The sequence below is a fragment of the Clostridium sp. CM74B_53 genome, from assembly GCF_036318045.1.
GTDB lineage: Bacteria > Bacillota > Clostridia > Lachnospirales > Lachnospiraceae > Pilosibacter.
The window spans coordinates 16,145-29,005 of the sequence record NZ_JAWQDE010000002.1; the positions used below are offsets into that span (position 1 = coordinate 16,145).

General features: G+C 45.7%; 10 protein-coding genes. 5 read left to right on the forward strand and 5 right to left on the reverse strand.

The window, feature by feature from the left end; all coding sequences use genetic code 11:
• Window positions 1-102: 102 nt before the first annotated feature.
• The 4 genes from V2546_RS01485 to V2546_RS01500 all read right to left on the reverse strand — a co-directional run bounded on the left by V2546_RS01485 (window position 103) and on the right by V2546_RS01500 (window position 5,843).
• Complete coding sequence (locus V2546_RS01485) at window positions 103-1,404, reverse strand: CitMHS family transporter (RefSeq protein ID WP_118529884.1); 1,302 nt, start codon at window positions 1,402-1,404, stop codon at window positions 103-105.
• A gap of 96 nt (window positions 1,405-1,500) precedes the next feature.
• Window positions 1,501-2,685: a M20 family metallopeptidase gene (locus V2546_RS01490; protein ID WP_329751366.1), complete on the reverse strand. Its 1,185-nt coding sequence runs from the start codon at window positions 2,683-2,685 to the stop codon at window positions 1,501-1,503.
• Window positions 2,682-4,430, reverse strand: coding sequence for a M28 family peptidase (locus V2546_RS01495; protein ID WP_329751367.1), 1,749 nt, complete (start codon window positions 4,428-4,430; stop codon window positions 2,682-2,684). The genes V2546_RS01490 and V2546_RS01495 overlap by 4 nt, the downstream gene beginning before the upstream one ends.
• Window positions 4,431-4,448: 18 nt before the next feature.
• On the reverse strand, window positions 4,449-5,843 hold the full coding sequence (locus tag V2546_RS01500; protein WP_329751369.1) for a YfcC family protein: 1,395 nt from the start codon (window positions 5,841-5,843) through the stop codon (window positions 4,449-4,451).
• 177 nt (window positions 5,844-6,020) lie between these two features.
• On the opposite strand from V2546_RS01500, the gene V2546_RS01505 reads away from it, so the two are divergent.
• On the forward strand, window positions 6,021-6,908 hold the full coding sequence (locus V2546_RS01505) for a LysR family transcriptional regulator (RefSeq protein WP_329751370.1): 888 nt from the start codon (window positions 6,021-6,023) through the stop codon (window positions 6,906-6,908).
• 65 nt (window positions 6,909-6,973) lie between these two features.
• Here the strand turns inward: V2546_RS01505 and V2546_RS01510 are convergent, their stop codons facing one another.
• Complete coding sequence (locus V2546_RS01510) at window positions 6,974-7,210, reverse strand: hypothetical protein (RefSeq protein WP_329751371.1); 237 nt, start codon at window positions 7,208-7,210, stop codon at window positions 6,974-6,976.
• Between the two features lie 321 nt (window positions 7,211-7,531).
• On the opposite strand from V2546_RS01510, the gene V2546_RS01515 reads away from it, so the two are divergent.
• From V2546_RS01515 to V2546_RS01530, 4 genes are read left to right on the forward strand one after another with little or no spacing between them, the layout of a single operon-like run.
• Window positions 7,532-9,589: a class I SAM-dependent DNA methyltransferase gene (locus V2546_RS01515; protein WP_329751372.1), complete on the forward strand. Its 2,058-nt coding sequence runs from the start codon at window positions 7,532-7,534 to the stop codon at window positions 9,587-9,589.
• Window positions 9,586-10,866 carry a restriction endonuclease subunit S gene (locus tag V2546_RS01520; RefSeq protein WP_329751373.1) on the forward strand — a complete coding sequence of 427 codons (1,281 nt, stop codon included), beginning with the start codon at window positions 9,586-9,588 and terminating at the stop codon, window positions 10,864-10,866. Before V2546_RS01515 ends, V2546_RS01520 begins: the two co-directional genes overlap by 4 nt.
• Complete coding sequence (locus V2546_RS01525; RefSeq protein ID WP_329751374.1) at window positions 10,863-11,492, forward strand: hypothetical protein; 630 nt, start codon at window positions 10,863-10,865, stop codon at window positions 11,490-11,492. The genes V2546_RS01520 and V2546_RS01525 overlap by 4 nt, the downstream gene beginning before the upstream one ends.
• A complete protein-coding gene (locus V2546_RS01530) occupies window positions 11,386-12,858 on the forward strand; it encodes a hypothetical protein (protein WP_329751375.1) in 1,473 nt (490 codons plus the stop codon). Before V2546_RS01525 ends, V2546_RS01530 begins: the two co-directional genes overlap by 107 nt.
• Window positions 12,859-12,861 lie beyond the last annotated feature (3 nt).

Genomic DNA, 12,861 nt, shown 5'->3' on the forward strand with positions numbered 1-12,861 from the left:
AAACTTTCTCCTGCATCATTTTTCTTTCATTATAGCAAAAAATCCTGTTCTGCGGTACAAGATCCGTACTGCAGAACAGGATTTTCATTCGTTATGTATCATTTAGATGGCAACAATGCCAAGGATCACACCGAATACCAGCATGATAAGGCTGATAATGTAGTACGGCGGAATGCTGAATTTCATATGATCTTTCAGCTCTGTTCCGGTCAGACCGATCGCAAGGTATGTTGCCGGTACTAACGGGCTTACCATTAACGCGAGGTTCTTACCGATCAGCATGGTCAGAGCAGTATTCAGGGAAGCCACGCCATAGGTCTCGCCTACCTGCATAACTAACGGCATGATGCCATAGAAGTATGCGTCTGTTCCAACACAGAGACCAAGCGGAAGCGCAAGAATACCAAAGATGATGTGAATGTACTTTCCGAGAGCTGCCGGAATGATCGCCATGATCGCATTTGCCATTGCTTCCAGCATACCGGTTCCGTCGAAGACACCTACCATAGCACCTGCGGCAAACAGTGTTGCGGAAATGATCAGGGCTGCCGGAGCATGCTTCTTGATCAACTTGTCCTGAGTCTTCTGGTTCGGATAGTTGACAGCCAGAAGGATGCAGAGACCAAGCATGAAGATTACATAGGATTTACCGACACCTGTGGATAACAGGGCAATCACACCTACTGTAAGTAAGAAGTTGAAGATCAGGTAAGCGTTGGATTTTCTTAAATCAGCCGCCTCTTTCTTCGCTTTCTCATCAGACTCCACCTCTACGCCCTTTCCAGCGCCGGCACCATGCCTAATCGCAAACATGCCGAGGAGTACAGCAAGAATGATGTTCATCATCAGGCCGACAACCTGAAGCGGGATCAGCATGTGCCATAACTCAGTGGCATCCATAGCGAGTACCGTAGCCGCTCTCGCTGTCGGACCGCCCCACGGAAGCAGGTTCATAACACCCATGCAGGCACCTGTCAGGCAGAGAAGAATACGGGAGTCAATGTTCATCTTCTTATATACCGGGTACATTGCCGGGATCGTAATGAGAACGGTGACAGCCGTAGTACCGTCCAGATGAGCGATCGTTGCGATCAGCGCTGTAACTACCGTGACCGCGATCACATTATTTCCGGCTTTTTTTACCAGCCATCCTACGATAACATCAAAGAGTCCGGTGTCTGCCAGAACACCAAAATAAATTACTGAAAAGATAAATAAGATACCATTGCTTGTGGTGGTTTTGATTCCATCCGCAATGAAGTCCATGACCTCTACCGGGGAGAAGCCAAGGATCAGGGCTGCAATGACCGGAATCACCGCAAGTACCACGATCGGAGACATTTTGCCCTTTAAGAGCAGTGCTACGATCGCGATGATCATCAGAAAACCAATAGCTGCTGTCATAATCATCTTCCTTTCTGGATATTTGTTAAATTCCTTACAGATTCATATTTTACAGACAGCAGTTTAATTGTTCATGACTGGAAAATGACAATTTTGTCATATTTTTGCGGTTTCTTCCTGTTTCCGCTTCCGAAATTCCTCTTTGATCTGTTCCAAAAGCTCTGGTCTTTCAATCATGTCGATGCATGTTCCCGCAAGGATCTCCGAACCGGACCGGATCGCTTCATGAGCCCGCTCCGTCTTTCCCGCATCGAGATATTCCTGCGAATGCGCCGCGGTACCCTCCGGCACAAACGCTGTGCGGATGCAGCATCCGGGCACATCATACATAACATTTCCAAAGTCCGTGGAGCCCGTCTTTTCACGCGGTCCGGCGAGCTGTGGTGCCTCAAATTTTCTTGCATTTTCCATGATCAGGTCATTCAGGGTCAGGCACGGGATCTTTGCCTGAAACGGGTAACTTCTCTCTGTCTCACAGGTCGTTCCCGTCATCAGGCACGCACCCTTTATGATGTCCTGAAATCTCGGAACGATGACCTTCTCCAAGTAATCCGTACTATAAGAGCGAAGTGTATACTCTGCCTTTGCCGTCCCGGGAACGATGTTCGATGGACCGCCGGCATCAAGGACCGTATAATGCATTCTGGAATCCTCAAGAACATGTTCCCTCATAAACTCGATCCCCTGAAAAGAAAGAAGCGCGGCATCAAAGGCGCTCTTCCCTTTGTGCGGGCTCATGGCGGCATGGGCCTCTACCCCATGAAAGGTAACATAAAAGCACTCAAGTGCCATACAGCGGACATCGACGCAGGTATTGGGAGCTGCATGCATCATGAGCGCAAGATCAATATCCTGAAAGCATCCTTTCTCCTTCATAATGATCTTTCCGCCGACCGTCTCCTCCGCCGGTGTCCCGTAGATCACGATCTTATAGGGCTGATCCTTACAGAGATCCCGAAGTACCAGAGCAGCTCCGATCACAGACGGTCCCTGCATGTGATGACCGCAGGCATGACCGATCCCTTTCAGTGCGTCGTACTCTGCCAGAAATCCAAAGGAAGGTCCTCCTTTTCCCTGTTCATAGACAGCACGGAAAGCCGTCGGAAGCCCCGCGATCCCACGCTCGATCTGAAATCCCTTTTTCTCCAGATAATCTGTAAGGATCGCACTGGAGCGGACTTCCTCAAGCCCCGGCTCAGCCAGATCATAAATCCTGTCTGCCATTTTGGTAAGCTCTGCCATGTAAGGCGCAACGGCCTGCTTTATTGTTTCTTTCTTCATATCTCCATTCTCCTGTCACAATTTCGTGAAGATCCAAAGCGATCCGATCCATTCCTGAATTCCAGATCGATCTCTTTCAGCAGTTTTCTAAGCTCCGTCACCATCCGGTTTCTCTGTCTCACGAAAGTTGTCTGATAGAACAGGCTCCAATCCGCGGGACTGTTTTCAGGGAGTGCCTTCGCGGAAGCTTTAAGAAGCTGCAGCGGACCATATGCAAAAGAAGCATCCTGTTCATACGCGGAGCCTGTGGAGTGCATAAGGCGGCTGAGAACTCCTCCGACGAGACGGCAAAGGCGGTTATGTTCTTCGATTTTCTCCGTTCCCCATATATGTTCAAGCATTTCACAACGATCCAGAACCTCTTTCAGAAGTGTTTCGATCTCATCCGCCGCCTGTTCATGCTCCTCTGAATTTTTTAACGTCTCAAAGTATGGGAGCCAGGTTTTTGCATAGCTGCGATAATCGGCAGGAAGCTTCTCCTTCGAGAGGAGTTCATACAACAGAACGCCCACGACTCTTCCGTCCCGCAAAAGCCCGTCAAGATCGATCTTGTCAAAGGTATCGTCGATCGTATGCCACCAGTACACGCCGGGACCCGGAGCATCCGAGTGTTTTCGTTCTTTTTTCGCCTCATAACGTGGATTGATGTGATATGGGATCTCTGCGCCCCAGAGCGACTGGTCCGCTCCCCGCCCGATACGCCCAAACATCATTTCCGCCGCCGGATCTACCTTCCGCACCTGCTCTTTCAGCCATTCCTCGCCCTCAAGCCCCGCTGTCCGGATCGCAAGCGTATGGTCTGCTCCTTTTGATCCCAGAAGATCAAGATTCAGGTGAGCGATGCAGTGCTCCTCAAGCTCATCCCAGTGGTGATCACAATACCAGGTGGATCCCATATAGCGCCCGTTGGAATGTCCCGGCCACCAGGCGATCCGCAGGGAATAGAACATCTCATCCTGATGTTCTTTCATATAACGAGCAAGCTCCAAAGCCAGCGCATTTGCCGTGCAGTTGTCAAAAGCGCCACGGTACCAGGTATCATAGTGACCGGAGAGCAGGACAAAATCCCTGCTCTTTCCCGGGATCTCGGCGATCGGCAGCGCGACGTTTTTTACGCATGTGTCCACCTCGCTGGAAAGCTGCGCAAAAAGCTGTTTTCCTTCTGCCTCATATGTTTTCAGCTTCCGGATCAGTTTCTCCCCGCAGGGCTTTGAGACGGCGACCACCGGCATCCGTAACTGGAACAGAGATGAGTCCATATCCGGAGTTCCCCAGACAGGACTTACCGTGTCCTCATGGACCGCGTCCTCGTCGGAGGTCCAGATCTGGATCCACCCGGCCGCTCCATGCTGCTCCAGCAATTTTGCGTAACGCTCATCAAATCCGTACCCGAGGACAAGCTTTCCGGCAACCGTTTCCATAAACTGTTTCTGTTCTGAAAGGGAGACTTCCGTTTTTGTTCCGGGATCGTAGATCAGTGGGATCTCGATCCTCCCTTTTGTGCTCTCCGAGAAAGACCTTGGACGGCATGGGAACTCCTCACCATCTGCGATAAGGACACTGCTCACCGGATTGCTCAGATAAGCCGGAAAATCCTCCTCATGGCAGGAGATCCCGGATTTCTCCAATACCTCAAGAATATACTCGACCGCGCGATATGCCTCGGGTTCACCGGAAAGCTTGTCGAACGAACAAAGGTACTCCAGATGTTCTCTTAAACGCTCCTTCACTTCAAAATCCTGCATCTTCTCTTTTCCTCCGTCTTAATAGCCGATCATGAGTGCCCCAAGCATGAACAGACATCCGAAGAATGTCCAGATCAGGAATAACGGCATCATGAATTTTAACCATTTTACATACGGGATCTTCGAAACGACGAGATAACCCATCAGCGCAGAGGATGTCGGAAGAACAGAGTTTGAAAATCCGTCTCCGAGCTGGAACGCAAGGACGGCTGTCTGCCTCGTGATACCGATCAGATCCGCAACCGGTACCATAAGCGGCATGGTAACCGCGGCCTGTCCGGTACCGGAGGTGATCACACAGTTGACAAGTGACTGTGCAAGGAACATTCCGATGGCTTTTAAGGACTGCGGAAGAATGTTTACGATACTTGCGATCGCATGGACGATGGTGTCAAGGATCATCGCGTCAGATAATGCAAGCTCAACACCGCGGGCAATACCGACGATCAGAGCTCCCACAACGATTCCCTTCGCTCCGTTTCCGAACGTAGCGGCGATCTTGTTTGGGCTATAGCGGTTCACGATACCGCAGAGCACACCCATCGCGATAAAGATCGCAGACATCTCCTCAAAATACCATCCGAGCTTACTGAGTCCATAGATCAGGACTGCAAAGCCGGCTACGATCACTGCCAGAGTCAGACCATGGGTCAGGTTCAGCGCTTCTTCTGTATCATCGAAAGTAAATTCCTGATCCTCAGGCTCTCCGTAAATGATACTCTTTGTCGGGTCCGCTTTCACGCGCTTCGCGTACCAGGTAATGTAGACCGTATTGATCACCAGAAGAACTCCGAGAATAAAAATGCGGTATTCCATACCGGAAAACATCGGGATCTCCGCAATATCCTGAGCAACACCGACATTGAAGGGATTCAGGATTCCGGCTGTAAATCCGGATGCGGCGCCCATAGCAATCATTGCGGTACCTGTCACTTTGTCAAGTCCCAGAGATGCCGCAAGGGCAATTCCGATCGGCACAAAGATCATGACCTCCGCAGACATTCCCATCGTTGTTCCAAAAACAGAAAATAACAGCAGAAATGCAGGGATCACAAAATACTCGCGGCCGCGGAAGGCTTTCGCCATCTTCTTGCAGAGAACTGTAAGGATCCCTGTGGATGTGATGATCTCAAAGGAGCCGCCGATAATAAGGATAAACGTAACTGTGCTTGCCGCCTTTACGATCGCCCTGTAGATCAGTGCCGGAACGGTTAAAAAGCTTACCGGGTGAGATTCGACATAATGGAAGCTCCCTGCTTCCACGAGGGTTCTGTTTGTCGCCTCATCCGTATACCGGGTATACTCTCCGGCAGGCACAACATAAGTGGCTGCGACTGCCAGAAGGATCAGCACTACAAGGATCACAAATGTGTGCGGCGCCTGAAAAGGCTTTTTTTCTTTTAATGGTTTCATACTTCCAATCCTTCCTTGATTTGTTTTCTTTCTTAGACTATAATCAAGATATAAAATTAAAGCAAGTTTAATATTTTTATTGTTTTATTTAATATTGTTTATTTTTATGCGAAATTGCAAATATTTATTCAGGGAAAGGACCAGCGAAACGCCATGGATATGCGGGAACAGCTCTATATGCTTGAAATTGAAAAACACAGGGGAATTAAGGATGCGGCGCAAGCCCTGCATATCTCTCCGCCTGCCCTCAGCATATTTTTAGGAAATCTTGAAGAACGCACCGGGACAAGATTTTTCGACCGGATCGGGAAACAGTTTGTCCCAACCGAGGCTGGAAAGATCTATTTGGAACATGCAAAAGAAATGATAAAAATAGAAGCCCATTATGAAAATGAGCTTCAAAAATACATGGGTGGCTCTTCGGGAACGATCCGTTTCGGAATCCATCCCAGAAGAACACTTTATCTTCTTGCGAAGGCACTGCCTGTTTTTTCCGCCCGCTATCCGGACGTGAAGCTGGTCCCATACGAGGAATCTACTGAGCAGATGATCCGGCATCTGCTTGCCGGAGAGCTTGATTTTGCCATCGTAAACGAATCCTCCAGCCATCCGCTGCTGGAATACCGTCCTCTCTATGAGGACTATATGGTCGCTGTTGTCTCCGTCGGGCACCCACTGTGCACCGGCGCGGCAAAGAAAAGCCGGAAAGATCCATGTCCGAGGATCGATCTCAAACAATTTAACGGGGAACGTTTTATCCTGCAAAAGCCGGATCAGTCCTCCAGGCACTACACAGACCTTGCCATCGCTTATGATCACGCCGAACCGGGACAGGTCTTTCTCCTCGAAAATCTTGAATCTGCCTGTCAGCTCGCAGCAGAAGGCTATGGGATCGCATTCAACTTCTACCAGTATATGAAAAATTTCCACTATCCCAAGCCTGTCCGCTGCTTCCGGATCGGAAATCCGGCTGATACTACCAGCTACTCCATCGTTACGCTGAAAGGGAAACAGACACTTCCGGCGATGGAGGAGCTGATCCGGCTGCTGCGGGAGTCCGCGTAAGAACTACAGCAGACGGATCAGTTTATGCGCCATTAGATCAGATAGCTTCCGAAACGATCCTGATTTTACTTTTTAGGGAGCGTATCCTTATAATCCTGATAGACTCCGGTCGTAACCAGCTTGGTATAGGCATCATACGACTCTTTCAGGTCTTGATACTTTGTTCCATTCTCCGTACACGCCACATAATCGTCCGGTGTCAAATGATCTGCGATCGCCACATAGCTGTTGCTTCCCGATCGCCTCGTAGCTGTTGTTGTCTCAGAAACATAATATCGTCCATCCCCGGTGCTGATGATCACCGGAATCTCTTTTCGGCTAACCGCAATAAGTGGTTGAAAACCCATATTCCGAATAATAATCTTTATGATGTTCTCAGGTTGAAAACCGTTGAAGAATGTCATACGAATTTACCGAGTAAGATGATTCTTACTCGGTATTTTTATGCCATTACAGGAATACGTGTTTCCTCAATAACTGGTTGAAAAATAGTCCCATTAGTAGTACAATGATAAGTAGAGATTCCTCAATAAGTGGTTGAAAATTAGTATTTTATATCGGCTCAATGAGCTGATTTCAGACATATTGATTTATGAAAAATACAAAACAAAAGGAGAACGATAATGGCTGAAGCACAGAAAAAAACGAATCTTGATTACGTCAACGAAATATGGAACATTGCGGATTATGTAAGGGATGTGATTTCCCGTGCAGATTACAACAAGGTGGTACTTCCGTTCGCACTTCTTCGCAGACTGGAATGCGCTCTTGAATCAACAAGAGCTGCGGTATGTGACGCAGTAAAGGAACATGAAAAGGACTGGGGACGTGAATCCGATAACTATTGCCAGTATTCCGGCAAGGCATTTTATAACGTTACTCCATTCAGACTGAACAATCTTGGTGCCGGTGATACATACGCTGCTCTCGATTCCTATATCAATGGTTTTTCACCGAATGCCCGTAATATCATGTTGAAGTTCGATATGGAAAGCACCTGTAAGAAGCTTCAGGATCACGGTATGCTTTATTCGGTATGTCAGAAGTTTTCTGCCCTCCCGTTCGATTCAGCTACGGTTTCTGACCGTGATATGTCCGACATCTATGAGCATCTCATTCAGAGATACGGTGATGAAATTGCGGAGGATGCCGAGGACTTCATGACTCCGAAGGATGTAGTCCGTCTTTGCGTAGGTATGATCTTCGCAAACGATGATGAGTTAATGAGTTCTGACACCGGTATTGTTCGTACACTGTACGATCAGACCTGCGGAACCGGAGGATTTATCACGGATGCACTCGATCTTCTTAATGAGTGGCATGAAAATAAAGAAATGAAAGCTCCGGCGGTAATCGTTCCGTATGGTGAGGAACTTTCCGGTGTTACATGGGCGATGGGTAAGGCAAATCTCCTCATTCGTAATGTTTCAGATGAGCAGAAGGATGTTTATGATCAGACCAAAGATTTATCCGCACATATCGAAAACGGGGACACGCTCTCCGATGATAAGTTCCCAGACAAGAAGTTTGATTATTGCGTCAGTAATCCGCCTTACGGCAAAAAGTGGGAAAAAGAAGCTGACGAAGTAAGATCTGAAGCCGCACACGGATTTGCAGGAAGATTCGGTGCCGGGCTTCCTTCCATCAGTGATGGATCCATGCTTTTCATTCAGAATATGGTCGCTCATATGAAGACCGCTGAGGAAGGTGGCAGCAAGGGTGGTATCGTGTTATCCGCTTCTCCGCTCTTTAATGGCGATGCAGGTTCCGGCCCATCTGATATCAGAAGATGGCTTTTTCAGAAGGATCTCGTTGACTGCGTAGTGAAGCTCCCGACTGACATTTTCTTCCGAACGGGCATCAATACCTATTTATGGATCTTAAATACAAAGAAGGATGAAGCACGTAAGGGCATGATCCAGCTTATCGATGCTTCTGATTGCGGAGAACTTCGTAGAAAGTCTCTTGGTAACAAGCGTAAGGATGTCCCGGAAGATAAAATGAAGTGGATCATCCAGACATATATCGACGGACATGACCATGGTAAATCCGCGCTGCTTCCGGTCGAGGAATTCATGTACCGCGCTGTTACGGTCCAGCGCCCATTAAAGCAGGTCATTACCTTTGATCTTGATAAGTGGGCTGATTTATTCACCATCAAAGCTATGCAGAAGCTCTCTGATGGCAATAAGGATTCTTTGAAACGTGCCGTAGCAGCTTATGACGGACAGACCGTAAAGTATAACTGGTTTATCAGCCACTCTTCTGATTTTAGAGATAAGCTTGAAAAGCCGGAAATCACAAATAAGCAGCTTCAGGATGCATTTATTAAGGCGTTTGGTGTAAAGACGGAATCGGATGAAGACATCGTTTACGACAAGAACGGAAAGCCAGTGGCAGACGCAGACTTAAAGGATACCGAGAAGGTTCCATATACACAGAACATCAATGAATATATGGAAAAGGAAGTATATCCGTATGTGCCTGATGCGTGGGTGGATGAATCCGTGGTCGATACCGGAATCATGGGCGATCATCAGGTAGGTGTTGTTGGAACACAGATTTCCTTCGATAAGTATTTCTATCACTACGAAGCTCCACGTAAGCCAGAGGATATTATGGCAGAGATCAAAGCACTGGAACCGGAAATTGAAGAGGCTCTGAAAGGGGTGTTTGCATGAATAGGGAAATGAAAGACTCTCGTGTGGAATGGATTGGGGAGATACCGGAGGATTGGGAAACACATAAAATTAAATTTGGATTTACAGAGGTAAACTATAAAAATACCGATGGTTTAATCAAAAACGCATTAAAATTCAGATATGGAAACATTGTTTGCAAAGAAAATTTTGATGCAGATACAGAAGAATATGTTGCCGACACAATACTTAATTACAATGTTGTTAAGCCTGGTGACATTATGATAAACGGATTAAACCTAAACTTTGACTTTGTAAGTATTCGGTCTGCTATCGTAGAGAACATAGGCGTAATTACGTCTGCTTATCTGGCTCTAAGACCAAATGAGCAGATAATACTTCCGTATTATGCTAATTACTTATTCCGCAGTTATGATGTCTGTAAAGCATTCCACAATATGGGAATTGGAATGAGGAAAACATTAGCATTTAAGGAATTTAAAAACCAACCATGTATTTTTCCATCCCCTACCGAGCAGCAGCAGATCGTCCACTTCCTCGATCGCAAATGCACTGCCATCGACACTGCCATCGAAAAGACGAAGAAATCCATTGAAAAACTGGAAGAATACAAGAAGGCAGTCATTACAAAGGCAGTTACAAAGGGAATTGACCCGAATGCGAAGATGAAGGATTCTGGTGTAGAATGGATTGGGGAGATACCGGAGGATTGGAATATAGGACGTGTTAAATTTTTGTTAGATGAACGCAATGAACGGTCCATATATGGAAAAGAAGAACCTCTTTCTATGAGTCAAAAGATCGGAATTATTCCAACAAAGCAAATGAATCAAGTTCCTCATATGGCAGCTTCCTTTGTTAATGCAAAAATATGTTATCCTAATGATTTAGTCTTTAATAAACTCAAAGCTCATTTAGGCGTTTTTTCAGTTTCGGAATATCATGGTGTGGTAAGTCCTGATTACGCAGTATATTTTGAAAACAAATACTCTCATGCTAAATATTTAGAATACCTGTTTAAAACGCCTCAGTGTATAAATGAATTCAAAAAACGTATTACTGGAGTTGGACAAGGATTATCACGACTTTATACTTCGGAATTATATGATGTTATTGTTCCTACCCCAACTAAAGAAGAACAAATACGTATCGCTAATGAAATAAGAAATAAATGCGAAGCTATTAATAATCTTATTAAAAAGAAACAAACGGCTATAAATAAATTGGAGGAATATAAAAAATCTCTCATTTACTATGCAGTAACCGGAAAGATTGATTGTAGAGGTGAGGAGTTGTGAGCCATTTCGTTGATTATTGTAATGAAATAGAATCCGCTCGAAAAAGTGGTTTTGGTCGAGTGGTTCTCCCAGCTGCAATTTCGTTGCCTGATATATGCGGCAAAATTGAATATCCTGATTTATCAGGCAACAAAAATGTTGGAGAACGCTATAAAAAATGGGTTCAGACATTTCTTAAAGGGGTTTGTCCAATAGAATCTACTCTTGAATGCCTTGAATGTCAAAGAAATAATACCTCGGAAAAATTCACTTGTGGTGATAGTTGCAAAAAGCAGGATGAAACTTATGACTACGGAATTACTCAACTTGCGATACGATTATATCAATTAAGAAATAATGTTACGCATGAGGGTAATTTGCAGGGAGATCATTATTTATTTGATTTGGCATATTCCGATGCTGAATTTCCAATACAGATACAATCTTTTACTGATGGTAAATGGTCATATGGAAAGGCAGTTGTTAATTTGGGTGTGCTCATAAATGCGCTATGTTTGAATGCAATTCGATATTATAAGAATGCTGACGCTGAAAAGAAAGCTAAGCTTGATGATTTTGATAAAGAAATTTTCCATAGCGATAATTTTTCAGAAGCGTTTCAACGAATGGAGCACCTATATGACTAAAGAATTTGACCTCAACATAGAAAAAATACTGGAAAACTGGGAAGTCTACCATGCTGTCCGTGAGATCATTGCAAATGCTCTGGATGAACAGAAGCTGACTGAAACCAAAGAAATCTGTATTCACAAGGAAAATAGTGTTTGGCATATCACCGATTACGGACGGGGGCTTAACTACCACCATCTCACGCAGAATGAGAACGATGAAAAGCTCTCTGCGGAAGAACTGATCGGGAAGTTTGGTGTTGGACTGAAAGATTCCCTTGCCGTGTTCTATCGTAACGGGATTCGTGTGACGATTCGTTCCTGCTATGGAGTGATCACGCTGAAGCAGATGAAAAAGGCTGGATTTGATGATGTTATGACGCTTCACGCTGAAATTGCAGATCCAGATGATCCAAACATGGTCGGCACGGATGTTTCACTTGATGGCTGTACAGATAAGGATATCGAAAAGGCAAAGAATCTTTTTCTCTGCTTTTCGCATGAAATCGTACTGGAAGATACAGGTTTTGGCGCGGTCCTTGAAAAGCCGATTCACGAAAATGCAGGCATCTATATTCATGGCGTAAAGGTAGCGGAAGAAAGCAATTTCCTCTTCTCTTACAACATCACGAATCTTCCGAATAAACTTCGGAAAGCCCTCAACCGTGAACGTGATAATGTTGGACGTGCAGCTTACACGGACTCTATCAAAAACATCGTAAAAAGCGTTGAAGATGAAGTAGTTCTCAGAGCCTATATGCATGATCTTGAGCAGGTTACGAAAGGCAGCGGCCATGATGAAATGAACTGGATCGATGTTCAGCTTTACGTCCTTGAACAGCTTTCCCATAAAAACGACAAGCTCTTATTTATTACAGGTGATGAGGCGGTCAAACGCCGTGCTGAAGTATCGGATGCGCAGGATGAAGGATATCAGATCTTCATTATTCCAGATAAGCTGAAAGAAAAAGCGAAGTCGATCCGTACAGTTATGACACTTGAGAAATATAACCAGAGTAAAAATAATGCTTTCTCCGGTGACGCTTTAAATATCTCCGATCTCACACTGGCGGAACAGGAAGTCTACAACATGATGCCTGAAATTTTAGCATTTATGAATGGACTTCCGGGTGTGATTGCAAGTGTAAAAATATCAGAAGAATTATACACAGATGAAAAGAAAACTATTACTTTAGGTTTATGGGATGCCAAAACACGCACCATCTGGATTCGACGGTCGCAGCTTTGTTCTATTGAGAGCTTTGCCGGAACATTGATTCATGAATGCACACATGCTGCAAGTAGATGCGGCGATGTATCGAGAGCATTTGAAACAGCACTTACAGAAAACCTTGGCAGACAGGCTGCCTATTATCTCAGATAAGGA